At 47.1% G+C, this 25,305-nt stretch carries 22 protein-coding genes; 15 read left to right on the forward strand and 7 right to left on the reverse strand.

The window, feature by feature from the left end:
• Positions 1-2: 2 nt before the first annotated feature.
• Together MZO40_RS12740 and MZO40_RS12745 are read left to right on the forward strand one after the other, a co-directional pair.
• A complete protein-coding gene (locus MZO40_RS12740) occupies positions 3-737 on the forward strand; it encodes an amino acid ABC transporter ATP-binding protein (RefSeq protein ID WP_088769962.1) in 735 nt (244 codons plus the stop codon).
• A 1,026-nt stretch (positions 738-1,763) separates the two neighbouring features.
• Positions 1,764-2,516 carry a Fic family protein gene (locus MZO40_RS12745; RefSeq protein ID WP_105960668.1) on the forward strand — a complete coding sequence of 251 codons (753 nt, stop codon included), beginning with the start codon at positions 1,764-1,766 and terminating at the stop codon, positions 2,514-2,516.
• Between the two features lie 63 nt (positions 2,517-2,579).
• Here the strand turns inward: MZO40_RS12745 and MZO40_RS12750 are convergent, their stop codons facing one another.
• Positions 2,580-3,167: an LURP-one-related/scramblase family protein gene (locus MZO40_RS12750; RefSeq protein ID WP_050339116.1), complete on the reverse strand. Its 588-nt coding sequence runs from the start codon at positions 3,165-3,167 to the stop codon at positions 2,580-2,582.
• A 23-nt stretch (positions 3,168-3,190) separates the two neighbouring features.
• Complete coding sequence (locus MZO40_RS12755) at positions 3,191-4,060, reverse strand: Cof-type HAD-IIB family hydrolase (protein WP_105960667.1); 870 nt, start codon at positions 4,058-4,060, stop codon at positions 3,191-3,193.
• A 115-nt stretch (positions 4,061-4,175) separates the two neighbouring features.
• Between MZO40_RS12755 and MZO40_RS12760 the strand changes: the two genes are divergently transcribed.
• The 4 genes from MZO40_RS12760 to MZO40_RS12775 all read left to right on the forward strand — a co-directional run bounded on the left by MZO40_RS12760 (position 4,176) and on the right by MZO40_RS12775 (position 6,968).
• Positions 4,176-4,868 (forward strand): uracil-DNA glycosylase, encoded by a 693-nt coding sequence (locus MZO40_RS12760; protein ID WP_050339114.1) that lies wholly within the window; start codon positions 4,176-4,178, stop codon positions 4,866-4,868.
• A gap of 23 nt (positions 4,869-4,891) precedes the next feature.
• On the forward strand, positions 4,892-5,869 hold the full coding sequence (gene pta / locus MZO40_RS12765; protein ID WP_003637888.1) for a phosphate acetyltransferase: 978 nt from the start codon (positions 4,892-4,894) through the stop codon (positions 5,867-5,869).
• A 116-nt stretch (positions 5,870-5,985) separates the two neighbouring features.
• Positions 5,986-6,447, forward strand: a complete 462-nt coding sequence (gene tsaE, locus MZO40_RS12770; protein WP_050339113.1) for a tRNA (adenosine(37)-N6)-threonylcarbamoyltransferase complex ATPase subunit type 1 TsaE — start codon at positions 5,986-5,988, stop codon at positions 6,445-6,447.
• Positions 6,448-6,452: 5 nt separating this feature from the next.
• Positions 6,453-6,968, forward strand: coding sequence for a GNAT family N-acetyltransferase (locus MZO40_RS12775; protein ID WP_050339112.1), 516 nt, complete (start codon positions 6,453-6,455; stop codon positions 6,966-6,968).
• A 60-nt stretch (positions 6,969-7,028) separates the two neighbouring features.
• Here MZO40_RS12775 and MZO40_RS12780 read toward each other — a convergent pair whose 3' ends face one another.
• A complete protein-coding gene (locus MZO40_RS12780; RefSeq protein WP_252133315.1) occupies positions 7,029-7,565 on the reverse strand; it encodes a 3'-5' exonuclease in 537 nt (178 codons plus the stop codon).
• Between the two features lie 62 nt (positions 7,566-7,627).
• Positions 7,628-8,392 carry an exodeoxyribonuclease III gene (locus tag MZO40_RS12785; protein WP_021337446.1) on the reverse strand — a complete coding sequence of 255 codons (765 nt, stop codon included), beginning with the start codon at positions 8,390-8,392 and terminating at the stop codon, positions 7,628-7,630.
• A 1,150-nt stretch (positions 8,393-9,542) separates the two neighbouring features.
• On the opposite strand from MZO40_RS12785, the gene MZO40_RS12790 reads away from it, so the two are divergent.
• From MZO40_RS12790 to MZO40_RS12805, 4 genes are all read left to right on the forward strand, one after another.
• A complete protein-coding gene (locus MZO40_RS12790; protein WP_105960666.1) occupies positions 9,543-10,445 on the forward strand; it encodes a Gfo/Idh/MocA family protein in 903 nt (300 codons plus the stop codon).
• Positions 10,446-10,629: 184 nt separating this feature from the next.
• Positions 10,630-11,538: a UDP-N-acetylmuramate dehydrogenase gene (gene murB / locus MZO40_RS12795; protein ID WP_105960665.1), complete on the forward strand. Its 909-nt coding sequence runs from the start codon at positions 10,630-10,632 to the stop codon at positions 11,536-11,538.
• Between the two features lie 34 nt (positions 11,539-11,572).
• Positions 11,573-13,702, forward strand: coding sequence for a sodium:proton antiporter (locus MZO40_RS12800; protein WP_050339109.1), 2,130 nt, complete (start codon positions 11,573-11,575; stop codon positions 13,700-13,702).
• A gap of 135 nt (positions 13,703-13,837) precedes the next feature.
• The gene (locus tag MZO40_RS12805; RefSeq protein ID WP_003637896.1) at positions 13,838-14,350 is read left to right on the forward strand and encodes a MarR family transcriptional regulator; all 513 of its coding nucleotides are present in this window, start codon (positions 13,838-13,840) and stop codon (positions 14,348-14,350) included.
• Between the two features lie 84 nt (positions 14,351-14,434).
• Here MZO40_RS12805 and MZO40_RS12810 read toward each other — a convergent pair whose 3' ends face one another.
• Positions 14,435-15,094 carry a DUF1361 domain-containing protein gene (locus tag MZO40_RS12810; RefSeq protein WP_105960664.1) on the reverse strand — a complete coding sequence of 220 codons (660 nt, stop codon included), beginning with the start codon at positions 15,092-15,094 and terminating at the stop codon, positions 14,435-14,437.
• A gap of 182 nt (positions 15,095-15,276) precedes the next feature.
• Between MZO40_RS12810 and cdaA the strand changes: the two genes are divergently transcribed.
• From cdaA to MZO40_RS12835, 5 genes are all read left to right on the forward strand, one after another.
• Entirely contained in the window at positions 15,277-16,119 is an 843-nt protein-coding gene (cdaA, locus tag MZO40_RS12815) for a diadenylate cyclase CdaA (protein WP_050339106.1), read from the forward strand.
• The gene (locus MZO40_RS12820; protein ID WP_050339105.1) at positions 16,116-17,093 is read left to right on the forward strand and encodes a YbbR-like domain-containing protein; all 978 of its coding nucleotides are present in this window, start codon (positions 16,116-16,118) and stop codon (positions 17,091-17,093) included. The genes cdaA and MZO40_RS12820 overlap by 4 nt, the downstream gene beginning before the upstream one ends.
• Before the next feature lie 30 nt (positions 17,094-17,123).
• The gene (gene glmM, locus MZO40_RS12825; protein WP_050339104.1) at positions 17,124-18,482 is read left to right on the forward strand and encodes a phosphoglucosamine mutase; all 1,359 of its coding nucleotides are present in this window, start codon (positions 17,124-17,126) and stop codon (positions 18,480-18,482) included.
• Positions 18,483-19,250: 768 nt separating this feature from the next.
• Positions 19,251-21,068, forward strand: coding sequence for a glutamine--fructose-6-phosphate transaminase (isomerizing) (gene glmS, locus MZO40_RS12830; protein ID WP_105920629.1), 1,818 nt, complete (start codon positions 19,251-19,253; stop codon positions 21,066-21,068).
• Positions 21,069-21,364: 296 nt separating this feature from the next.
• A complete protein-coding gene (locus MZO40_RS12835) occupies positions 21,365-22,180 on the forward strand; it encodes a Cof-type HAD-IIB family hydrolase (RefSeq protein WP_105960663.1) in 816 nt (271 codons plus the stop codon).
• A 199-nt stretch (positions 22,181-22,379) separates the two neighbouring features.
• On the opposite strand, the gene MZO40_RS12840 is transcribed toward MZO40_RS12835, so the two are convergent.
• On the reverse strand, positions 22,380-22,970 hold the full coding sequence (locus tag MZO40_RS12840) for a TetR/AcrR family transcriptional regulator (RefSeq protein WP_252133316.1): 591 nt from the start codon (positions 22,968-22,970) through the stop codon (positions 22,380-22,382).
• Between the two features lie 12 nt (positions 22,971-22,982).
• Positions 22,983-24,002, reverse strand: coding sequence for an aldose epimerase family protein (locus MZO40_RS12845; RefSeq protein WP_050339099.1), 1,020 nt, complete (start codon positions 24,000-24,002; stop codon positions 22,983-22,985).
• Positions 24,003-25,305: the final 1,303 nt, after the last annotated feature.

Raw genomic sequence — 25,305 nt, forward strand, 5'->3', positions numbered from 1 at the left:
GCATGGCGAAAGTAAGTGTCAAAGATTTGCATAAGAGTTACGGTGACAACGAAGTCTTGAAGGGGTTAAACCTCGAAGTTCAAGATAACGAAGTCGTTTGTATGATTGGGCCCTCTGGTTCCGGTAAGAGTACGTTCTTGCGCTGTCTTAATGATTTGGAAGTGCCAACGCAGGGGCAAGTCGTGATTAGTGGCTACGACCTATCTGACAAAGGGACCAACATCAACTTAGTGCGTGAAAACATAGGGATGGTGTTTCAACACTTTAACTTATTCCCGCACTTATCGGTGTTACAAAATATCACCTTAGCACCGACTCAGCTTAAAAAGGAAACCCAACAAGAAGCCGAAAAAACGGCGCGTGATTTGTTAGCGACGGTTGGGTTGTCTGATAAAGCTGACGCAATGCCGAAATCATTATCTGGTGGGCAAAAGCAACGGGTCGCCATCGCCCGCGCGTTAGCAATGCATCCCAAAATCATGCTATTTGATGAACCGACGTCTGCCCTGGACCCTGAAATGGTCGGCGATGTCTTGGACGTTATGAAGAAGCTAGCCGCCGATGGAATGACCATGATTGTGGTCACACACGAAATGGGCTTTGCCAAAGAAGTCGCAGACCGCGTTGTCTTCATGGCTGACGGCCTGATCCAAGAAACGGGTAAACCTGCGGATGTCTTCAATCATCCTAAGAGTCCCCGGCTACAGGACTTCCTCGAGAAAGTTATTAATGTTTAGTGAATAAGATATTTGATTGGCACGTCTCATGATGGAGGCGTGCCAATTTTTTAAGCCTTACACGTGTTGTGCTAGTTATTGGTATTAAAAATGATCAAAACGTGCTAATTATTAAGTTCAAAAGCAACCAGCTGAGGCCCACTGGAAACAAAACGAATTAGCGTAAACCTGATTTGATAGCTGCGTCCTACACCGGCTTCCAGGCATTTCTGACAACGCTGGAACGCGATGGACACAGATTTAAGCCGACAAACCACGTCTTAAATACTGGTCTTCCATGTCTCCTGCGATATGGATGAAACGTGTTCGGGTCAGACTGGGACTTCCGGTTAGCTACGCCAGAACGCCAAGCGGAAGTTCACCGCTTAACGCTCTAGCTAGGCTAATCCTCAGTCCCAACCCGTCTGAACCTCACACTCTAGGAGCCGCTGAGCATTGTCAGAAACACCTTCCAGCCTGGATGGTATTCGAAAGGCGGACATGTGCGGACCCCACCTTTGAGGAGTTGGTCGTTGACACTTAAGTAAACAGCTATTTGACATCTAACTGTAAAACTTGGGCCACTAGTCGCCATGTTGGCAGACTCGTGTTGGCGAAACAGCAGCGTTGCAGAAACGTTAAATGGGTCTTGTCAAATCACATAAAATATCAAACTCTAGCAGTTAAACGAAAGGCAATTCTAGCGACTTCTTTCAAGATTAGTTACTATTGAAGTTAATGAATAATCTTCCTAGCATTTAAATGCCATAAATCATCATCCATGATGATTCAAAAGTTTGCATGAAGAGCCAGCCCCGGAGGTCGGAATAAGACGCGCCCCGGCTGACGAACAGGAATCCATTGATTGGCACGTTTTACTCATGATTCATGACAAATTAACTGGCACAAGGTGTGATTTATGATTGTCTACATGGTCGAACCCGACGCGACCGTCTGGGACGCTGTTTGTAACTGTGCGCGCCAAGCACAGTAAAATGCCGTCTCACGACTAGGCATGCTATACTAAATGTGAAATGAGATGAAGCCATGAAAAATTTAGTCGCTGAGCTAAAGAATGAACGTGACAAGCAATTATCAGGAAGTTTATATTACTGGACACAAATATTGTTTTCTTATAACTCGAATCATATGGAAGGCACACAGTTGACTGAAGATCAGACACAACAGATTTTTGATACGGGAACGGTTTTTGCCAATGACGGGCAGGCAATCAAAGTTGATGATGTCCTAGAAACAGCTAACCATTTTCGCGCTTTTGACTATCTTTTAGATACTGTTGAGGTACCGGTAACCAGTGCGTACGTCTTCGAATTACATCGCATTCTCAAACGCGCGACCAGTCAAGAAAATGATGCCAAGTATCATGTGGGCGGCTTCAAAATAGTGCCGAATCAGATTGGCTTTCTCGATGCCACGGAAACGACTAGTCCCGCAGATACCCCTCAAGTGATTGCTGACTTGTTTTCAGAGTGGGAAGCTTCAGGCCAAACAGGTCGTGATTTGAGCGCCATCGCCAAATTTCATTGGCAGTTTGAAAGGATTCACCCATTCAGTGATGGCAATGGCAGAATCGGACGCTTATTAATATTCAAGGAACTTTGCCGAAGTGGGGCGGTCCCATTGATTATCCGTGAAGACACTAAACCTTATTATTTGCGTGGGTTAAAGACCTTTAAAACGATACCTGGGTATTTAATTGATACGCTAGGGCATGAGCAAGATAATTATCAAGGCATGATTGCCCGCTTCTTCCCAGAACCCAATCATGAATTAGACTAAAAAATCTGAACGGCTAAATTCAACATTTAACCGTTCAGATTTTTTGGCTATTATCAGTACTCGTCAGTGTGAACCGCGTCCGCAGTTATAGTGTTGGGCGACTTTATCATGGGGCGTCAGGGTGTAGTTGCTTTCACCAAAACTAACTTTAAGGCCCTTTTTTGCAACGGGTGTCCGGGTGCGATTTGTTGGCTTTTGCCAATGGTCGAGAATCGCTGCAATGCAGATACAGAGCGGTTCAGTGGTCGGCTCGGTGATGGCTAATTCGAAGGCTTCACCGTTCGTCGTGACGACTGGCCGCATCGTCATCACTAATTCAGTCCCGTGATAAATGCGGTAGCTTTCAGCGTTTAAACTGCCCATGATGATCCAGCGAAGTTTGCGAACGTAGAGCATCTCGTGCCAAAAACCGAGCGTTTTACTGATGGAGCCGACGTTTTGGCGATTATAGTACAAATCAAATTTTGGTAATAAGCCCAGAGTCGTTTGTCGAATCTCGGCCAGTAGTTCACCTTGGATGGCATATAGACTGAGCGCATCTTGGCGTCGCCCCCAGCGTCCGACTAAGAGGTAGTGGGATTGATTATGCGCGTCGCGAACAATCCGAGCACCTTGGGCGAAGCTATTGCGGCTGAAATATAATTTACGCATCTTCAACCTCCGTTTTCCGGAAACTATTGTTTCGCAAGCACCTCGAGAATCGCTTTGCCCACGCCATCGTTGACGTTGGTATCCGTGATGTAGCGCGCCAGTTGTTTGACTTCAGGACTGGCATTGCCCATCGCGTAGCTGACACCAGCGAGTTCGAGCATCGAGACGTCGTTGTTATTGTCACCAATCGCCATCACGTCACTCATTGGCGTGTTGAGCATGTTGGCGTAGCGTTCGACCGCGATCCCTTTTTGCGCGTTGATGTTATTGATTTCAATGTTGGAAGCGGATGAAGACGTAATCTTAAGCGATGAGTGTTTGGCGAGAATCTCGTCGCTCAGTGGCTTGAGCTTGCTAGGACCTTCTTCACTAAACGCGATAATCTTCATCACGTGCTTAGTCGGGTCGTCTAGTAGCTCGTTATAATTATCCACGTAATTGATGTCCATTAATTCCAAACGAGCAGAAGCAAGTGAGACCGCGATTTTAAAAGTCGTGTCTGTATTCAAGTTGGTTAAAAGATGGGCAATTTGTTCGATTCGTTTGGCTTTGTTATTGGAATAGATTCCGTCGTTGCCCACAACTTCAAAGTAATAGCCTTGAGCCGTTAACGTATGGAATACAGCGCGGGCAACGCTATTCGTAATTGGCACCATGTCGAGCATCTTGCCGGAAGCATCATATACTTCGGCACCATTCAACGTAATGAGTGGGGCGGTAATTCCCTGGGCAGCCAGGAGCGGTTGGGCTTCGGAAAAGCGGCGTCCGGTGGAAACGATAAAGTGCACGCCTTGCTGTTGTGCTTGACGGATGGCGTCAGCGTTAAAATCAGAAACGACCATTTCATTGTTGAGTAACGTTCCGTCCATGTCAGAGGCGATAATCGAAATCATGTTGTCACATCCTTAGTTGTCTTAATAATTACATTCTAACATGTTTGGGTCTGAATACAGAATTATTATCATTACCGGTTTTGGTTATGATACAATAAAACGAGAGGTGTTAAGGATGAAAGCGTTTATTCATACGGACTGGTGGGACGTCTTAAAACCGGAGTTTGAGAAGCCCTATTACCACCAATTGCACGAATTTTTGAAAAATGAATACCGAACGAAAAATATTCACCCGGACATGTACAATATTTTTCAGGCCTTTGAATGGACGCCATTTGCTGACACAAAGGTCGTTATTTTAGGTCAGGATCCGTATCATGGTCCTGGTCAGGCGCACGGATTGAGCTTCTCCGTGCTACCCGGAGTGGCGGTACCGCCATCATTAGGCAATATTTATAAAGAATTACAGGATGATGTCGGCTGTACACCGGTCGAGCACGGGTACTTAGAGAGCTGGGCCAAACAGGGCGTGTTGTTGTTGAATTCCGTCTTAACGGTCCAAAATGGGGTCGCTTTTTCACACGCGGGCAAAGGCTGGGAACGGCTAACGGACGTTGCTATTCAGCGATTGTCAGAACGGGAGACGCCGGTCGTCTTTATTTTGTGGGGCAAGGCCGCCCGTTCGAAAATCAAACTGATCAACACGCAGACCAACGTGGTGTTACAAGCACCGCATCCGAGCCCGTTATCAGCTTACCGTGGCTTTTTCGGTTCGAAGCCATTTTCCAAAACAAACATTGCGTTAACATCCTTTGGCGAGCAGCCAATTAACTGGCAGTTACCAGAACACGTCAATCTCGAGCATTAATTAATTTATTGGAGGGTTATCACATGGATTTATTCGAGTCATTATCACAAAAGATTACTGGTCAAGATCAAACAATTGTTTTTCCTGAAGGCACTGAACCCCGAATTGTCGGCGCCGCTGCACGGTTAGCAGCGGATGGCTTAGTTAAGCCGATCGTGTTAGGCGCAACGGACAAGGTTCAGGCCGTGGCTAAAGACTTGAACGCTGATTTAGCAGGTGTTCAAGTCCTTGATCCTGCGACATACCCGGCTGAAGATAAACAAGCAATGCTTGATTCACTGGTTGAACGGCGTAAGGGTAAGAACACACCAGAACAAGCTGCTAAGATGTTAGAAGATGAAAACTACTTTGGCACGATGCTCGTTTACATGGGCAAGGCTGACGGGATGGTTTCTGGTGCCGTGCACCCAACTGGTGATACGGTGCGTCCAGCCTTACAAATCATCAAGACCAAGCCAGGTTCACACCGCATTTCTGGTGCCTTCATCATGCAAAAGGGTGAAGAACGGTACGTCTTCGCGGACTGTGCCATCAACATTGATCCCGATGCAGATACGTTAGCTGAAATTGCGACCCAGAGTGCGGCGACTGCCAAGGTCTTTGATATTGACCCGAAAGTCGCAATGCTGAGCTTCTCGACTAAGGGTTCTGCCAAGGGCGACATGGTCACTAAAGTTCAGGAAGCAACGGCCAAGGCACAAGCGGCTGCCCCTGAATTAGCGATTGATGGTGAAATGCAATTCGACGCCGCCTTTGTTGAAAAGGTCGGGTTACAAAAGGCGCCAGGTTCAAAAGTTGCGGGTCACGCCAATGTCTTCGTCTTCCCAGAACTCCAATCTGGTAACATTGGCTACAAGATTGCGCAACGTTTCGGTCATTTCGAAGCCGTTGGTCCCGTTCTGCAAGGCTTGAACAAGCCCGTTTCTGACTTGTCACGTGGTTGCAGCGAAGAAGATGTCTACAAGGTCGCCATCATTACCGCGGCTCAAGGCTTAGCTTAAACGCTGACTTAGTTTGTTAAATGAGGGAAACTTCAGAGCTTGTACTTTGAAGTTTCCCCCGTTTTTTCTATAATAAGAGCAGTCAAGCTGTAAATAGGATGAGGAGTTGGAAGAATATGGAATCAATCACGGTAACGTCGCCGGAAGGGACCATGCAAGTCGGGGCCAAACTTGGGCAGTTAGTTCAACCAGGAGATCTAATCTTACTAGATGGTGACCTGGGTGCTGGCAAGACCACTTTTACGAAGGGGTTAGCGAAGAGTCTCGGCATCCCGAATAATGTCAAAAGTCCGACGTTTACGCTTATTCGTGAATATCATCAGGGCAGATTGCCACTGTATCACATGGACGTTTATCGGCTAGAAGATGGTGGCGCGGAAGATTTAGGTTTGGATGAGTATTTTGATGGTGATGGTGTCAGTGTTGTTGAATGGTCACAATTTATTGCTGAGCTGTTGCCCGCAACCTACTTGAGAATTGCCATCAGCCGTGACACGGACGCTGACGATCAACGTGTGATGACATTCAAACCGCAGGGCGACCATTATCAACACCTGGTTGATCAATTGAAGGAGTGACAACCATGGCAGAAGAAGTTGTCGACGTTCGTCCGGCTGAAGTGACGGATGCAGCGCAATTATTGGCGTTGTTAGCGCAACTGGGACGTGAGAGTAACACGTTCACGGTTGATGATGGCATCGAAGAATTAAGTGAAACGGATGAAGCGGAACAGATTGAACGCATCAGCGGCACCACGACCAACGTCATTTTTGTGGCGGTGCTGGGAGATCGACTGATTGGCGTTAGCACCGTTCAGGCCAGTACGGATTTTAGTGCTGCGCAAGGTGAAGTCGGAGTCGCCGTCCTCAAGGAATTCTGGGGAATGGGACTCGGGACCGCGTTAGTCGAAGAAATCCTTGATTGGGCCCGCAATTATAGTTCACTCGAGCGACTCGTTTTGACGGTCCAGCTACGCAACACCCGTGCCGCCAAGTTGTACCAACACTTAGGGTTTGAAAATTGTACGGCCACCAGTTATGAGGTCGTCGACCCGACTGGCCAGCGGGTGGCCGCAATCGATATGAGCCTTTGGGTCTAGACTGGCTTGAATTGCACAAAAAAAGCCCAGCAATTGCTGAGCGATGATTGATGGATGTGATTAGCCCTGAACGCGGACGAACGGTTTGAGCTGTTCGGTGCCGAAAGTTTGCGCCTCAGTTAATAGAATATTGGCGCAGGCCAGGCTATCGTCTAAGGCGTTGTGATGATGTTGAAGCTCGATATCAAGTGCACGGCAGAGCGTGTCAAGCTTATGGTTCGGCAGTTCTGGGTAGAACTTCTTACTCGTCTTGACCGTATCCATGGATAGGTATTCGGGTGCGCTGATGCCATAGTGTGCGAGCGTATTGCGTAGCACCCCAATATCAAATGCGGCGTTGTGTGCAATCACTAACCGATCACGCTGGAAGAATGGCGCAATGTGCTGCCAGACTTCCGGAAACTTCGGTGCATCGGCGACGTCTGCTTCATGAATCCCATGAATTTGAACGTTACGCCAGAAGAAGTCACTTTCCGGTTTGATGAGGGTATAAAACTCATCACTGATTTGATTGTTCCGGACGACGGTCAGTGCGAGTGAACAGGCACTATCCCGTTTGGCGTTCGCCGTTTCAAAGTCCATTGCGACAAAGTTCAAAGTTGCCACCACCGTTTCTAAAGAATAGCTTTATCGTACAAAGCTTGCGGTAAAATTTCAAGTTAACGGTTCGGTAAAATAATATCAAGTTCCACTGGGCAGTGATCGGAACCGAAGACGTCGTTAAGAATGCGGGCGTTGAGGAGTTGACCGTCCAATTGTTGCGAGGTGATGAAGTAGTCGATGCGCCAACCAGAATTATTGTCACGAGCATGACCACGATAGCTCCACCAGGAATAAATATCCGTTTGGTCGGGATAGAAGTGACGGAACGTGTCCGTGTAACCGTTCGCTAAGAGGCGGTCAAACTTGCCCCGTTCTTCATCGGTGAACCCGGCACTATGATGATTGCTGCGCCAGTTCTTCAAATCGATATTTTCATGGGCGACGTTCAAATCACCACAGAAAATCAGCGGCTTATTGGCGCTTAGACTATTGATGTAAGTTAAAAAGGCGTCTTCCCAATGCTGGCGATAATCGAGGCGTTTCAATTCGCCACCGGAATTAGGCGTGTAGCAAGTCAGCACATAGTAATCGGCGTACTCTAAGGTAATGACGCGTCCCTCAGTATCAAATTCTGGTACCCCGATGCCATAGGTGACATTCAGCGGGGTGTGCTTGGTGAAGATCGCGGTACCTGAGTACCCCTTACGTTCCGCGTAGTTCCAATACTGTTGATAACCGGGAAAGTCGAGGTCGATTTGACCCGCTTGTAATTTGGTTTCCTGCACGCAGAAAAAGTCAGCATCCTGTTCATTGAAAACATCAATGAAGCCATGCTTGACGGCAGCGCGCAGTCCGTTAACGTTCCAAGAAATAAGTTTCACGTGAATTTCAGACCTTTCGAGTCATTTACAACTATTGTAACACGGTCAGCAGTCATGATTGGGTCGATTTGTCATGGGATGCGATGTGTCATTAAGTTCAAAAGCGGCCAGCGTAGACCGCTGGAACGAAAGCGAGTTGGCGTAAACTTGCTGTTGTAAGCGTCCTAGGCCGGCTCCCAGGCATTCTGGGCAATGGCCGTGACGTGGTGGACACAGATTTAAGCCGAAAACCACGTCTTAAATACTGGTCTTCCACATTAGCTGCAATATGGATGAAACGTGTTCGGGTCAGACTGGGACTTCCGGTTAGCTACGCCAGAACGTCAAGCGGAAGTTCACCGCTTAACGCTCTAGCTAGGCTAGTCCTCAGTCCCAACCCGTCTGAACCTCACACTCTGAAAGGCACTGGGCCTTGCCCAGAATACCTTCCAGCCTGAATCCTATTCGAAAGGCAGACATGTGTGGACTCAACTTTAAATGAACTGGTCGTCGATTTTTAGTATCCAGTCATCTTGTCATTCAACTGTAAGATTGGCTTCTGACGAAAGCTATTGTACTCATGTTCAAATTACCGGATTCAATAGCAATGCTGAATGTTATCATAATCTTCTCCAGTTGGTCTGAGATGGAAAAGTATGAAATGCTAGATGGGTGGCAAATCCTTTGTCTAACTCTAAGAATAGTTCCATCAAAATTGATCAATAATCTTCAGACTACTAGATCAGTTTTTTAATCGGACAAGTATTTGAGTTCAATAAATCATGGTTGATGCTGATTTAAAATTTGCACGAAGGCCCCGACGCCTAATGTTCAGTGGCCAATTGTACCAAAATAGGTGGCCGTTCATCCGCCATTCGAGCGGCTTCCCGACTGGAGGGGCCGGCGGACAATGCTCAGTAGCCAAATTATTCTTAGCCGGAAGTGGGTTGCTTCCGGCTTAGAATAAGACTCGTATTTGAAATTGCGCAGTGGGTTTCTGCGTGAGTTCAAATCGATGTCGGCTTACGTTCCAGCAATTGTCAGCCGGCCCTGGAAGTCGGAATAGGACGCTCGTCGGCTGACGAACAGCAAGCCAGCTAACTAGCATACTTTAATCATGATTCATAAAACGTCATAATCAGTCAAAAAACAAGTTACGGGAGGATTCTATATGTTAAAAATTGGTGTACTGGGGTTAGGCAATATCGCGCAAAAGGCGTATCTACCAGTGATGGCAGCGATGCAGGATCAGTATGAATTTCATTTGACCACACGCAATGCGGAAAAGCGGGCGAAGTTGGCAGCCATGTATGGGTTTCAACACACGCACGCGACGTTGGAAGAATTAATTGATACAAAGCCGGATGCGGTATTCGTGCATACGCCAACTCAGACGCATGGTGCGATCATCAAGCAGTTGTTGTTGGCCGGCATCCATGTTTATGTGGATAAACCAGTCGCAACAGACTTACAAGTCGTCCAGAATTTATATGATTTAGCAGCTGCTCGTCACTTACTATTGACCTGTGGTTTCAATCGCCGCTTTGCCCCGTTTAATCAGGAGTTGAAGGCCTTGCCAGACAAACGACTGATCGTTGCGGAAAAGGTTCGCGAAGCGGGTGGGCAGGATCCCGAAACAGCGGTTTTTGACTTGATGATTCACATGGTGGATACTGGGTTATTTTTATTGGACGAACCGTTAGCAGACGCTACCGGCCGAATCGTCACGACAGATAGTGGCGCCTTAGCGCAAGGCTACTTAACCGTTCAGACCGCGCACGAACAACTTCAGGTCGTGACGAACATGTACGGCGGCGTAAACTTAGAACAAGTGACGGTCCAAACGGCACAGCAGCGTGCGATGGTCACTGATTTAAGCACGAAAACGGTGTTGACGACGGCTGAACAGCTGACGACTAGTTTTCCTGACTGGACACCAACGCTTGAAAAACGTGGGTTTGCGCCATTGATTCGGGCCTTCTTAACGGCTGTCGCGACTCACGGGGAGAATCCGGTCGCACCGTCGTCCGCGATTACGAGTCACGCGGTGTGCCGTCATTTATTAAGTGACTAAAAAGTGATAAAATTGAATAATGGACTTACAATTTCAACAGGGCCATAGCGTTAGCGTAGCGTTTCAACTTATCGACCCGTTGTCATGGGAAGCTTTTAGACCTGCTAGATTAACGAATACGCTGTGAGACCGGTATATGTTGAAGTAAGTGAATTAAATTGAAACACGAAAGGAACTTTTCACCATGACCCAAGATGTCTTGGCCACTTTTCCAGCCATCGAAATTAAAAAAGATGAATCACTAAGTCATTATACGAATACCAAAACGGGAGGCCCCGCAGATTACGTGGCGTTTCCCAAGTCGATTAGCGAGACCAAAGCATTGATTACCTATGCCAACGAGCAAGGCTTACCCTTAACGGTGATTGGCAACGCCAGCAATTTAATTGTTAAGGACGGCGGGATTCGTGGGCTGACCATTATTTTAACGAAAATGAATCAAATCCATGCCAGTGACAATAAAGTCGTGGCTGAAGCAGGGGCCGCGATTATTGAGACGACCAAGGTGGCTTGTGGTGCCAGCCTGACTGGGATGGAATTTGCTGCGGGCATTCCTGGGAGTGTCGGTGGTGCCGTCTTCATGAACGCCGGGGCCTACGATGGTGAGATGAGCGAAGTGGTTGAGACGGTCACCGTTTTGACGACTTCAGGTCAACTCAAAACGCTAGACAACGCGGATTTGGATTTCGGATACCGCCACAGTAGTATTCAAGATTACGATGACATTGTGGTCTCGGTGACGTTCGGCTTGAAGCGCGGCAATCAGACTAAGATTCAGGCGCGGATGGATGAACTCAATACGTTGCGGGCAGCAAAACAGCCGCTTGAATGGCCGTCTTGCGGAAGTGTCTTTAAGCGACCAACCGGGTACTTTACTGGTAAACTAATTCATGATGCTGGTTTACAGGGCCATCGAATCGGTGGTGCGGAAGTTTCTAAAAAGCACGCTGGTTTCATCATTAACGTCGACCACGCCACGGCGACGGATTATATGGATATGATTCACTACGTCCAAAAAGTTGTATTTGAACGGTTCGGCGTTCATCTTCAAACCGAAGTACGGATTATTGGAGAGGATGTTGACCAAAGTTAGCATTGTCAATTTAACAAAGGAGGCAACCACTTAGATGCCGATTATCGAATTAGTGATTTTACTGGCATGTTTAGTGCTGCTGTCGAATGTGTTGAGCCACTATCTAGTCGCAATCCCGGTCAGTTTAATTCAAGTCGGGCTCGGTCTAGGAGTGGCTTTATTATTAAACGTACAAGTTAAGCTGCAAACAGATTGGTTTATGCTCGTCTTTATTGCGCCAATGCTGTACAACGACGGCAGAGAGTTCCCTAAGCAAGAGCTGTGGGAACTACGCGGGGCGATTTTCGCAAATGCAATCGTGCTCGTTTTTATTACAACCATTTTAGGCGGCTTTTTGATTCACGTCTTGATTCCGACGATTCCACTCGCAGTCGGAATCGCACTGGCCGCCATCCTATCACCAACCGATCCGATTGCCGTGCAGTCGATTTCGGAAGGGGTCAAATTACCGAAAGAAATTTTACACCTGGTTAGCGGTGAAAGTCTGATCAACGATGCGAGTGGCCTGATTGGCTTCAAATATGCGTTAGCAGCCGCCGTCACCGGGACCTTTGTTCTGAGTAAGGCCATCGGCGATTTCTTTTACATCAGTCTGGTCGGGCTAGCAGTCGGGCTGGCGCTGATTACGGTCATTCAGTTGATTCGTGATATTTTGAGACGAGAAGGGATCAACGACATTGTGTTCAACGTCGTGTTACAGATTACGACGCCCTTTGCCATTTACTTCATCGCTGAAGAATGGTTCCATGCTTCAGGCGTTGTCGCCGTGGTTGCGGCCGGCGTGCTGGCACATATTCAAAATTCACATGAGAGTGAAGATGCGCCCGAATTACGACTCGTTACCGAGCGCGTTTGGAACGTCGTCGTTTACTTATTAAACGGAATCGTCTTTTTGATTCTAGGAATTGAACTCCCGGTTGCCACTCAGGCGACGATCAAAGGGGCGCACACGAACACGTTCCATGCGGTCTTCGATGTGTTGATCGTTTGGGGCATTCTACTACTCATTCGGGTCGCATGGACCTATGCGTACATGCTGTTCAATTGGCTGCGGCACCATAAAAAGGTCAAGCCAAGTCTGCGAATCGCCGCGTTATCCGGTTTGTCCGGTGTTCGGGGTGCCATCACGATGGCCGGGGTCTTTACGATTCCGACCGTGATCGCGACTGGCGAAGCCTTTCCAGAACGCTCACTGGTGCTCTTTATTGCAGCGGGGGTTATTATCCTGAGTCTGGTTGCGGCGGCTGCCATCTTACCATTGATGGCGTCGAAGTCGCTGCCATTTGTGACCCGGGGTTCGAGTCCTGATGAAGATGATACTGTTTTGGCTGAAGATTTGGATGAAGCCGAAGATGCGGACGGCGGCTTGCAACAGTTAACTTATAAACAAGCTCGGATTTACATTCTACAATTAGCCGTTCAAAACATCGAGGAACATCGTCGTCCTGAGAATCAGCGCGCCGCGTATGATTTGATCTTAGACCAACAGTTTCAAATTCGGCGGTTAGAAGTGGCGTCCCAGACTGCGGATGAATTAGCACCAATGCTGACGGATGAGTTGCAGCTCCGGTTAGTCGCATTGAATGGCGAACGGGCGGCAGTTCGTGAGTTAATTACGTCGAAGAAAACGACTAAATTAGCGGGGCAAGTTTACTTGCGGCGAATCGACCGCCGAGAACAACGGTTCTTACAAGCGACGCACAAACCAGGACTACCAACCTTGCGCTCATTGCAGTTATTATTTAACCGCGCCATGCAAGGAATTCGCCTCTGGTTGGCGCCAGGGGACAGCGACGCCTTACGTTCGGAACTGTTGAATATTCAGCGGGAGGCTTCGAAAGCGGCCATCAAAGCGTTGTCGCAGTATTTGAAGCAAGCCAATGTCGATGAGCAACAGTTTGACCGCCAAGCCTTGTATCACTTGATCGTGCATTACCGAAACCGCATCGAAAACGCCAAGAATGATCATACCTTGTCGCGTGATGATTATGAGCGGCAACTTCATAGCTTACGAATCAAGAGCCTGGGTGCTGAACGTGCTGGTGTACAACATTTGCTGGAAAGTGGGCAAATCAGTCTGCGCACTGCGGCAAAGTTACGGCAGTTCATTAATTACTCAGAGAACCTATTAATGCTCAATGATATTGAGGCTGATGACGAATAGTTAACTTTTTAGATTGTAAATTAGTAGTTCTACGTTATAATGATGTAAGAGTAGTATTGACGGTAAAAGGTTGGGTCTGCAAAAGAATCATTATTTAAAAGAAGGATAAGGGCGACCTTACAGGGGGACATCATTATGACAGAATCAGAGATACACGAACGTTTTGTAGACACTTATATGCATATTTTGAAGTACGTTGGCGACTTTGTGTCGGTCCCAACGCGGCCGTATAAAATCACGTTTGAAGCTTACACCGTGATGCGGATGATTGCGACAAGTGACGAACCATTGACATTGGTTAAGATTGCGAAAGCTCAACGGGTTTCACGCAGCGCCATCGCACGACAAATCAATGTGTTATTGGACTTAAAGTATATTGAACAGACGACTAACACCAATGACCGGCGCATCAAGTATTTGTCGCTGACGCCGGCGGGAGTCAAAGTTGAAAAGGAAATCACGAAAGCTTCTGAAGAACGCTTCCACCAGTGGGTCCAAGTCTACGGTGAAAAGCGGGCGAGTGATACCTTACGCTATATCAACGATGCTGAACAAAAGGCGACTGAACTGGGCTTTAGCGGGTTCAGTGGCTTGCATGATAAGCGGGGCCGGCATACCGAATATAGTGATCCAAAAGCCAAAAACTAATTAAGAATTAGTTAAATTTTAAGCAATAATAAGAAACACCGTTCAAACGAATGCTTAGTCATCGTTTGAACGGTGTTTCTTTGTTTAATCGGTTGGGTGGTTGTCAGTAGCTGGCATCGTAAACCGCCACGCCGCGTAGATGAGTAGCTGCAGGAGCCACATCATGAGAACGAAGGCGAGCATTTTTGGCGACCACATTTCGAGTAATTGTTTGATAATGTATTGCGGTGTAATCAACAAATAGATTGAATGCAGGCGCATGAAGCGACCAACATAAACACCGATACTTGAGAATAAGAAGAGCGCCGCACAAATCAAAACGCGGTTGGCGGGTAACTTTGTTAAGTGTAACCGCTGCGTCAATTGCTGGGCCACGCGGTCGACGCCCCACGTACCGACGATTGTGGCGACCATCATCGGCCCGACCAAGTAGGCGAAATCCCGCCACATCGGTAAATCAAATCGCAGGAGACCGTTAATACCATAGGGCTTGAGTAAGCTGAGATGGAACAGGTCCGTCATCAGGTAAGGGGCATTCGGGTAGAAAAGCAACCAAATGACCGCAATCAGCCAGAATAGTAATGGGCTTCGCCGCGTTGTCAACCAGAAGCTGAGCTCGATTGGAATATAGGCCAGAATTGAGTTGAGTAGTAAAAAGTGGAACGCGCCGTGCAAATCGAGCGCTGCGAAGACGAAGAATCCCCAGAATGCGAGACGAATCAGCCAACGCTGTAACTTAGTCATTTAGTCACTTCCTTTCACCACCAATTTTAACAGAAATATTAATCAAGCTATATTAAATAACATCAAGCTTAATATTTCTTCAAAATATGACTAAAAACAGTGTCCACCCCTAAATCAATCCGCGAGAAGCGGGTTCCCGTGCTATAATGTGAAAGTAAATGATTTTCATGAGGAGGAGGACTATGACTTTCAATTGGAGCGGTTTGCTGACCTTACAAAACTTCGTCCGGCTCCTTGACATTCTGGCAGTCTGGTTTGTCATTTATGAGCTGATCGTCTTGTTGCGAGGAACCAAAGCCGTACAACTATTTCGCGGCATCGTGGTCATTGCGGTCATTAAAGCCATTAGTGTGTTGATTGGTCTGGACACGGTTTCGTGGATCATGGACCAAATTATTAATTGGGCGGTTATTGCAATGGTCATCATCTTCCAGCCCGAAATTCGGCGTGGGCTAGAACATTTAGGACGAGGCTCCATGTTTGCCCGTGGAAAACGTCAAAATGAAGACGAAGAGCGGATGATTGCCGAATTAGATAAAGCCATTCAATACATGGCCAAGCGGCGTATCGGTGCTCTAATGTCCATTAAGATGGACACTGGTTTGGAAGATTACATCGAGACTGGAATCGCACTGGATGCCGATATCACGGGTGAATTATTGATCAATATTTTCATTCCGAATACCCCCTTGCATGATGGTGCGGTCATTATTCAAGACAATCAAATCAAGGTGGCGGCAGCTTATCTGCCATTATCCGAAAGTAATTTGATTCCCAAGGAACTTGGGACTCGGCATCGCGCGGCGGTCGGTATCAGTGAAGTGACGGATGCGCTGACCATCGTTATCTCAGAAGAGACGGGTGAAGTGTCAATTACTAAGGATAATGAGTTGATGCGGGGCATGACGCGTGAGAACTACTTACGTTATTTCCGGCAAGTCTTGTTAACGCCTGAGGATTCAACCAAGCAAAATGCGTTCCAAAACTGGTTTGGACGGATTTTCGGAGGAGGTCCCCGAAAATGAAAAAATTTATGAATAGCAATTGGTCGATGCGCTTACTGGCCTTAATTTGTGCCCTGGTCCTGTTTGCTTACGTGAACTCGATGAAGTCGACGCATAATTCAAGTGTGCTGACGAATAGTTCATCCAAGACGACGCTGACTTCCAATCGGAAAGTGACCATTAGTGCGCCACTTGAATTGAACGTCAATAGCACCAAGTACTTTGTGACTGGCTATCCGGAAAATATCAAAGTGACGCTGGAAGGGCCCGCTGCGCTCGTGACGACGACGGCAAACACCCAGAACTTTAAGGTGTACGCGAACTTGTCCAAACTAGCGGTCGGTCGGCATAGTGTCAAAATCGATGTCGATGGGTTGAATAAAGAGTTGAGTTATAGCCTTAGTCAGAAGTATATTCATGTGAATATTCAACCGCGGCGAACGGCGACTTATAAGGTCAGTGCAGATTTTAATAAGGCCAACGTCGCGGATGGTTACGAAGTCGGGACGGCGCGTCTCGGCACCTCGTCTGTCAAAGTGACGGGCGCGGTCAGTGAAGTTAGCAAGGTTGCTAAGGTCGTGGCGGTGGTCAACACGGATAAGAATCTTGAAAAGTCCGTCAACCAACAAGCCATCATTGAAGCTTTGGATGCGAATGGTCAAAACTTGAATGTCGTCTTGACGCCTTCGACCACCTCGGTGTATATTCCAATTACCCAGGCAACGACGACTAAGGATGTGCCGATTGATTTGAAAGCGAGTGGGACGACGACTGCCGATACGAGTTATTCCTTCTCCTCGGATACCAAATCGGTGACAGTGACTGGGACCAAGTCGGCATTAGCCAAGCTTAAGTCATTGCCGGTCAATGTTGATGTGACGGATGTGGATGAAACGACGACTAAGACGGTTAAGGTCTCAGCGAGTGATGAAGATGGCATTTCATCCGTTAGTCCAACGTCGGTCAAAGTAAAAATTACAGTCAAAAAAGATTAATAACGAAATTTTGAAATGAGGTAAATGATAATGAAATATTTTGGTACTGATGGTGTTCGGGGAATTGCGAACTCGGGCTTAACACCTGAGATGGCATTTCGTTTAGGCCGTGCCGGTGGCTATGTCTTAACGGAACATGCGGAAAATAAGGACACCCAGCCACGCGTTTTAGTTGCACGGGATACCCGGATTTCGGGCCAAATGTTAGAAGAAGCCTTGATTGCCGGCTTACTTTCAGCTGGAATCGAAGTGCTGCGTTTAGGTGTGATTACCACACCTGGAGTGGCTTATTTAGTTCGGATCCAAGACGCGGATGCCGGGGTCATGATCTCCGCTTCCCATAACCCGGTTGAAGATAACGGCATCAAGTTCTTTGGTGGCGACGGCTTCAAGTTGTCAGACGCCAAGGAAGAAGAAATCGAATCCTTATTAGACGAACCTAAGGATACCTTGCCACGGCCAGCTGCTGAAGGGTTAGGAACGGTTGCTGATTTCCCAGAAGGTAACTTGAAGTATTCCCAATTCTTGGAACAAACGATTCCTGATGACTTAAGCGGCATTCACTTAGCTGTCGATGGTGCCAACGGATCGACCAGCAACTTAGTTTCACGGATCTTTGCCGATTTGAACGTTGATTTCGATACGATGGCCACGTCTCCAGACGGCTTGAATATCAACAAGGGCGTTGGTTCGACGCATCCAGATGCCTTGGCCAAATTCGTCGTTGAAAAGGGCGCCCAAGTTGGGCTAGCGTTTGATGGCGATGGCGACCGGTGCATCGCGGTGGACGAATTGGGTAATGTCATCGATGGTGACAAAATCATGTACATCTGCGGGAAGTTCCTCAGCGAACGCGGTAAGTTGAAGCAAGACACGGTCGTCACGACGGTTATGAGTAACTTAGGCCTTTACAAAGCCCTTGAAGCCGCTGGATTACACAGCAAGCAAACTCAAGTCGGTGACCGTTACGTGGTTGAAGAAATGTTGAAAGATGGCTACAACCTCGGTGGTGAACAATCTGGTCACGTGGTCTTCCTAGACTTCAATACGACTGGTGACGGGATGCTGACTGGGATTCAACTTCTCCACGTTATGAAGGAAACTGGCAAGAAGCTATCTGAATTAGCTGCTGAAGTGACGACGTATCCACAAAAACTTGTGAATGTTAAGGTCCAAGACAAGAAGGCTGCGTTGAACAACGACAAGATCCAAGCCGTTATCAAAGCGGTTGAAGACGAAATGGCCGGTGACGGTCGCGTCCTCGTACGTCCTTCCGGGACCCAAGACCTGTTGCGGGTCATGGCTGAAGCTAAAACTGACGAATTAGTTAATGCCTACGTTGACCGCATCGTCGACGTTGTCAAAGCTGAAGTTGGCGTTGAAGCTTAATAATTGAACGATTGAAAACCGTTGCTCATGTGAGTAACGGTTTTTTACTGCACTGAAATCCGGAATAGTTGATACAGTGATTCTGATAGGGATCAATCTGCGAGTGCAAGTCAACTGCAATTAGTCTTTAACATGTTACACGTTTTAAGTTCAAAAGCGGCCAGCTGAGAACCACAGGAAACAAGGCGAGTTGGTTTACTGTTCGTCAGCTTCGGTGCGCCATATTCCGACCTACGAGGCCGGCCTAGGACGCGGCTACCACAGAAAGTTTACGGTAACTCGCACCGTTTCCAGCGGGGCTCAGCTGGCCGCTTTTGACCTTGAAAAGAACTAGTTTCCTTGAGCGTTCATACGGTTGAGGTTCAACCTGACCACCGCAGAATATTTTACCCACTAAAAAGTTACAAAAAATTCGCAATTCGGCAATGGCCTTGATTTGGTCGCATTTTAGATTGGTCTACATGCAAACAAACACATATACCAATGTATTATCTAGTTGACATTTATCGGGTGTAACGGTAAAGTTAACTTGTTTCTAGGAAATATACCAATCGGAGGTTAGACTAGACCAATTGTTAATTGGTTAAAGCGGAATAGCGCCAGGACTTTAGAATCTAAAGTTGACGAGGATGACGTTTATCGATAATCGACGGGTGACGTCAGGGACTGCACTCTACAGGTCAATTACAAAAACCAGTTGTGAAATTGGTGACAGATATTTTGACCACGCAGCTAGAAACAATTCAAACAGTAAAGGAAGAATTATTTATGTGTGGAATTGTTGGTGTAACTGGAAAAGATAGCGCAGTATCAATCTTATTAAATGGATTGGAAAAATTGGAATACCGGGGCTACGATTCGGCCGGTATCTATGTTAACGACCAAGATGGTCATGATTATTTAGTTAAAGAAAAGGGTCGCATCGATGACCTTCGTAAAGAAGTGGGCGAAGCCGTTCATGGCTCAACTGGGATCGGCCATACGCGTTGGGCAACCCATGGTGAACCAAGTGTTGCTAACGCCCATCCACAAGTTTCCGCTGATGGTCGTTTCTACTTAGTCCACAACGGTGTGATCGAAAACTTCCAAGATTTGAAACAAACTTACTTAAGTGATGTTACTTTCAAATCTCAAACTGATACCGAAGTCATCGTGCAATTAGTTGACCGGTTCGTGACGAAGGAAAACTTGAGCACCTTGGATGCCTTCCGGAAGACACTGAGCTTATTAGGCCACTCTTCATACGGTTTCTTATTAATGGACAAAGAAGATCCTGATACGTTATACGTGGCTAAGAACAAGAGTCCACTATTGATTGGGGTTGGCGACGGCTTCAACGTGGTCTGCTCAGATAGTTTGGCAATGCTTGACCAAACCAAGGATTTCTTGGAACTTCAAGATGGCGAAATCGTTGTGGTTAAGCCTAATGAAATCAAGATTACCAACCAAGCGGGCGAATCCGTTGAACGGAAGCCATTCCATGTCGACATTGACGCAGCTCAAGCCGACAAAGGCACTTACCCATTCTACATGTTGAAGGAAATCGACGAACAACCAAACGTGATGCGGAAGTTATCTCAAGTTTACTTAAACGATGCGGGTGAACCAGTGATTAATGATGATTTAATGACTGCGCTCAAAGCCGCTGACCGGCTCTACATCGTTGCCGCTGGGACAAGCTACCACGCTGGTTTAGTGGGTGCCAAGTTATTCGAATCACTTGCTGGGGTGCCAACTGAAGTGCACGTTTCATCTGAATTCGCTTATAACCAACCATTATTATCGGCACACCCATTCTTCATCTTCCTGACACAGTCTGGTGAAACTGCCGATAGTCGTGAAGTGCTCTTAAACGTCAACGAACAGCACTTCCCAAGTTTGACGATCACGAACGTGCCAAACTCAACGTTATCACGGGAAGCAACTTACACGTTATTGCTCCATGCCGGTCCAGAAATCGCGGTGGCTTCAACCAAAGCTTACACGGCCCAAATCGCATTGGAAGCAATTCTCGCCAAAGCTTTAGGCGTCGCAACCAACCAGCCGGCTGCGGATGACTTCGATGTCAAACAACAACTTGCACTGGTCGCAAACGGGATGCAGGCTTTAGTTGATGAAAAGGATACGTTCGAGAAGATCTCGAAGGACGCATTGTTGAATACGCCAAACGCCTTTTACATCGGCCGGGGCTTAGACTATGCCGTTTCACTAGAAACTGCTTTGAAGTTGAAGGAAATTTCTTACGTTCAAGCGGAAGGTTTTGCTTCCGGTGAACTCAAGCATGGGACGATTGCCTTGATTGAAAAGGATACGCCAGTTATTGGGATTATCACCCAGAAGAACACTGCTGGTTTGACGCGTTCCAACTTACAAGAAGTGGCCGCTCGGGGTGCGAAGACGATTACGATCGTTACCGATAACTTAGCCAAGGACGGCGACACGGTAATCTTACCAGCCGTTGACGAACGGTTGACGGCCTTGTTAAGCGTCGTTCCTGGTCAATTACTCGCTTACTACACGAGTTTGAACAAGGGCTTAGACGTTGACAAGCCACGGAACCTTGCCAAGAGTGTTACCGTTGAATAACTCATTAAAATAAAAGTGTGTGGGCACCAGGAAACGTCATCGGCAGTCGTCCGATGGCGTTTTTTGCTGGGGTAGCTGCGGACCAGCAACGGTTTACTGACTAGCATCAGCGATGAATTTGGGCTTATAATGGAAAGAACCTGATTTTGTGATGTATCGGACTACGGTGGTGAGATGACCACCGTTTGATTAGTAGTTGCGAGTTAATCGGCAGAATCAATTGGATAGTTGATGACTTGGAAATCGCAAGTCATCGGGTAAAGTTTAAGTAACTAGTAGAGGATGAGGTGAATCGAGTGGCAATCAAGTTAATTGCGACGGACTTGAACGGAACGTTATTGCACCAGGACCAGCAGTTTGACCGGGCACGCTTCAAACGGGTCTTAGCAGCATTGAAATCGATCGGTGTGTCATTGGTGTTGTCGTCGGGGAATCAGTACGCCCATTTACAACAGTTGTTTCATGATGTGATGGCAGATAATCTGATTGTGGTCGCTGAAAACGGGGCGTCGATTTATGCGCAGGATCAGTTGATTTTTGACGGCAGTTTGTCCGTAAAACAGCAACGCCAATTTGTGACGGTCGACCGCCAACAGCCATTATTCCGACAGGCGTACGTCATTCTAGTCGGCAGTCACGGCTCCTATACTGAGACGGGGGCGCCGGCCAAATTAGTGGCGATGGCGCGTCAGTTCTATGATAACTTGGCATTGGTCGACGACCTCGCAAAAGTGCGGGATACCATCAAAAAAATTAGTATCGCAACGCGTCCGGAAGCAGCCGCAGCACTGGTAACGCAAGCTAACGACTATTTTGCTGGGCAACTGAAAGCCCATGATAGCGGCTATGGTGTCGTTGATTTGGTCGCTCAAAACGTCGGCAAGTTGCCAGCAATCCAGTTTTTAGCCACTAAGATGGGACTAACTGCGGATAACATCATGGCCTTTGGTGACGGCGACAATGACGTCCCACTGTTGCAGTACGCGACGCACAGTTTTGCGATGTCAAACGCGCCAGCAGCCATTCAAGCGGCCGCCAAACACGTGACGACTGTGGATAATGAACATGACGGGGTCTTAGCGACAATCGAGGCACAACTACTGAATCACTGATGGATAAGTGGCTGTGGAGACCGATACTAATCGTGAGTGGATTGCGTCGAAGCTAGATTTCACATCGCGGTTCGTGTTTAACGGCGGTTATGATTATGTTGTGAATCAGCTAATAAATAAAACCTTGGCACGACTGGAAAAGGTATTCTGGTCGTGCCAAGGTTTTTTAGATTGTGATTTAAGCCTCGCCGCCTGAGTCTTATTTTAGGGGTTGATGTGGATAAAAGAACTGATGGATACCATAGGCGTTCAGTGAAACTAAGCGCTGTTTGACCTCCTCAAGATTCAGTCCCAATTCGCCGGTAAAATAAAGCCGGTAGAAGGTCAGGTTGTTGTGAATCAGAAAGCTTGAACAGACCTTGGCGTTGACTGCCGACAAATGGTAGCTGGCTTGAATCGTGGCCGTTAACCCATCTGCTACCGCGGTCTGAATCTTGCGTGACAGAAAGCTGTAATCGTCGTTGAGCAGAATGACACGGTTAAAGGCCTCAGATTGACGAAAATAGGCGACGAGCCGGTCAAAAATCAAGCCTGGTTGCGCAATGGTTTGTTTGAAGTCCTGGGGGTCGATCAGTGCAAGAATGTTGTTGGCCCCTTCTTCAACGAACGTTTCAGCGAGGTCGTCGATGGTGTCAAAGTGCAGATAGAACGTCTTACGATTGACGTTAGCGACGCTGGTGAGCTCTTTGACGGTAATGTCACGATACCGCGGGTACTTGAGCGCTAAGGTTCGAAAAGCCGCCTTAAGCGCTGCCTGTGTCCGTTGAACGCGTAAATCAGTCGTTGGCAAATGGCACGCCCCCTAAACGTCGTAAATATTCGTAAAACGATAAGCCGTCTGGTAGGTCACGGGGACGTTTGGTTCAATGATAATGCTGCCAAACGCCTTATGATGAATGGCATCTGGGAGTTTTTGTGCTTGCAAAGACAGCCCCAGCTGGGAGCGCATTGGTTTACCACCATTGAGTCGGTAGCGGTCGTCACGGTAGTTCGTGGCGCTCGAAACCACGACGGCTGGTGCATTCGTCCGCATAGTCAATTTGCGACCACTGACTCGGTCCAACAATTCGACTTGTGGATAGGGCGTATCGTTTAACACGAAGCCGTGCCGCAAGCCACCTTTGATTTGAGCAATTTGTGGACCGATTTCGGTGCGGTCGCGGAAGTCAAACGGGGAGCCGGTGACCCACGGTAGCTTGCCCGTTGGAATATCATGCTTGTTCAGTGCCGCGTATTCGTCCGCGTTGATTTTGAGAATCTGATGGTCAATCAATCGTTCGGCATCGCCGCTGAGGTTGAAATAAGTGTGGTTGGTCGGGTTGAACAGAGTCGTTTGATCACTCTTGCCCGTGTAACTAATGGTAAACTTACCATCATTATCCAGCACAAAGTTGGCGGTGATGGTCATCGTTCCTGGATAGCCATTCTCACCGTCTAACGTGATGTATTGCATGACCAAACCAACCTGGTCACTGGTGTGTAGCTTGCGTTCAAGAAACCAGGGTTCAAAGGAAATTTGTGGCATATTACCGCCATTCAAATGATTTTCGCCGGCATTTTGCGTTAAGTCATATTGCCGCCAGCGTGCATTCTTGATGACACCTGCGACCCGGGCGACCGTCGCCCCAAAAAAGGATTGTTTGTCGATATAGTCTGCGCCTTCGTCGAATCCAAGAATGATATTGGCAAATTTGCCATCCTTATCATGGGTGCGAATCGCCGTGATGGTCGCGCCCCAATCCATGATGGTCACACTCATGTGATGATTATTAACTAATGTATAATAATTGATACCGTTTTCTTGATGCTCTAGTATTTTCATAACACCCTTACCCCCATAACGCCTTCCCGAGTAACTGCCTACTTTTAGTATATTTCATTAGTAATGAGATTGCGAACGATAACCGTCCTGGATGTCGGTGTGGCGCAATTGTTTTGGCAGTGATTTTTAAATGAGTTGAATATCAAAATGGGTGGGGTGGCAATCAAGGGTGATCCGCTGAGATCCATTGGAAATAGTACAGGCTAGCGTAAACTTGCAGTGATAAATTCGTCCTCGTATACTTGATTCCAGGTATGCTAAAAAAAAGACGTGGCAGGACGGTGCTCATTTATGTAAATAGGTAATAATCTCAAACAAAAATACTTATCGTTTTCCACTGCACATGCTCACGATTAGACAATATCAGTAACGGCCGTACGTTAAAGAAAGTCAACTAATAAACGGCAGGTCTAGTACCGCGGGCGTATGACTGTTACGATGCGATTTAACAGGGACTTAGCCATCAAACTGAAATAATTTATCTATTTATTTCGACTAACTGTTGACAACGCTTACAAATTCGCTTATTCTTAGTTTGTAAGGTATTTAGTTACCTTCTAATCAATTCTCTTTCTCTCTTATGCCGACCACTATCTGCTTGGATAGTGGTTTTTTTCTGTCTATTTTATGATTTTGGTGTCCAACTGATTTGGCACGAATCATGATTAAAGCATGCCAATTTTAAGTTTTTAAGTTCAAAAGCAGCCAGCTGAGACCCGCTGGAAACAGTACGAGTTACCGTAAACTTGCTGTGGTGGATGCGTCCTACGCCGGCTTCCAGGCATTCTGGGCAATGGCCGGAACGTGGTGGACACAGATTTAAGCCGACAGACCACGTCTTAAATACTGGTCTTTCACTAACCAAGCACAAAACGCTTGCTAAGTGAAATTTCACCACTTGGCCTTGCCCAGAATGCCTTCCAGCCGGGATGGTATTCGAAAGGCGGACATTTGCGAACCCAACTTTTGATGGAATGTTCGTTGATCCACAGTAAACAGTCAATTTGATATTCAACTGTCAGACTTGTTTTTAACAATAGCTAAACTTTCTCCCCAGGTTTTAAGCCTTCGAATCAGTGTTTCATTAAATTTGTCACAACTTTCTATGATCGTCTGAAATAGCAAAGTCTCGAATTCTAGACGAAGGTAATTCTTCGACTAAATTCAAAACTAGTTGACATTTAATTTAGGGACTGTCTGAAAACTAAAAATTCAGGTATAATCTGAGGAAAAACGAATCGAGGCATTCCGATGACAACACCTAAACGATACGAACTGGAAGATGCTCAGTGGGACCGAATCA

It is taken from the genome of Lactiplantibacillus sp. B652 (assembly GCF_023806745.1).
Taxonomy (GTDB): Bacteria; Bacillota; Bacilli; order Lactobacillales; family Lactobacillaceae; genus Lactiplantibacillus; species Lactiplantibacillus pentosus.

Bases quoted from the DNA above. Each gene is read 5' to 3' on its own strand.
- MZO40_RS12760 (WP_050339114.1), top strand. From the start codon at position 4,176: ATGAAAGCGTTTATTCATACGGACTGGTGGGACGTCTTAAAACCGGAG.
- MZO40_RS12845 (WP_050339099.1), bottom strand. From the start codon at position 24,002: ATGAAAATACTAGAGCATCAAGAAAACGGTATCAATTATTATACATTA.
- murB (WP_105960665.1), top strand. From the start codon at position 10,630: ATGACCCAAGATGTCTTGGCCACTTTTCCAGCCATCGAAATTAAAAAA.
- MZO40_RS12740 (WP_088769962.1), top strand. From the start codon at position 3: ATGGCGAAAGTAAGTGTCAAAGATTTGCATAAGAGTTACGGTGACAAC.
- cdaA (WP_050339106.1), top strand. From the start codon at position 15,277: ATGACTTTCAATTGGAGCGGTTTGCTGACCTTACAAAACTTCGTCCGG.
- MZO40_RS12750 (WP_050339116.1), bottom strand. From the start codon at position 3,167: ATGCGTAAATTATATTTCAGCCGCAATAGCTTCGCCCAAGGTGCTCGG.
- MZO40_RS12800 (WP_050339109.1), top strand. From the start codon at position 11,573: ATGCCGATTATCGAATTAGTGATTTTACTGGCATGTTTAGTGCTGCTG.
- pta (WP_003637888.1), top strand. From the start codon at position 4,892: ATGGATTTATTCGAGTCATTATCACAAAAGATTACTGGTCAAGATCAA.
- MZO40_RS12805 (WP_003637896.1), top strand. From the start codon at position 13,838: ATGACAGAATCAGAGATACACGAACGTTTTGTAGACACTTATATGCAT.
- MZO40_RS12820 (WP_050339105.1), top strand. From the start codon at position 16,116: ATGAAAAAATTTATGAATAGCAATTGGTCGATGCGCTTACTGGCCTTA.
- glmS (WP_105920629.1), top strand. From the start codon at position 19,251: ATGTGTGGAATTGTTGGTGTAACTGGAAAAGATAGCGCAGTATCAATC.
- glmM (WP_050339104.1), top strand. From the start codon at position 17,124: ATGAAATATTTTGGTACTGATGGTGTTCGGGGAATTGCGAACTCGGGC.
- MZO40_RS12775 (WP_050339112.1), top strand. From the start codon at position 6,453: ATGGCAGAAGAAGTTGTCGACGTTCGTCCGGCTGAAGTGACGGATGCA.
- MZO40_RS12745 (WP_105960668.1), top strand. From the start codon at position 1,764: ATGAAAAATTTAGTCGCTGAGCTAAAGAATGAACGTGACAAGCAATTA.
- MZO40_RS12755 (WP_105960667.1), bottom strand. From the start codon at position 4,060: ATGATTTCGATTATCGCCTCTGACATGGACGGAACGTTACTCAACAAT.
- MZO40_RS12810 (WP_105960664.1), bottom strand. From the start codon at position 15,094: ATGACTAAGTTACAGCGTTGGCTGATTCGTCTCGCATTCTGGGGATTC.
- tsaE (WP_050339113.1), top strand. From the start codon at position 5,986: ATGGAATCAATCACGGTAACGTCGCCGGAAGGGACCATGCAAGTCGGG.
- MZO40_RS12790 (WP_105960666.1), top strand. From the start codon at position 9,543: ATGTTAAAAATTGGTGTACTGGGGTTAGGCAATATCGCGCAAAAGGCG.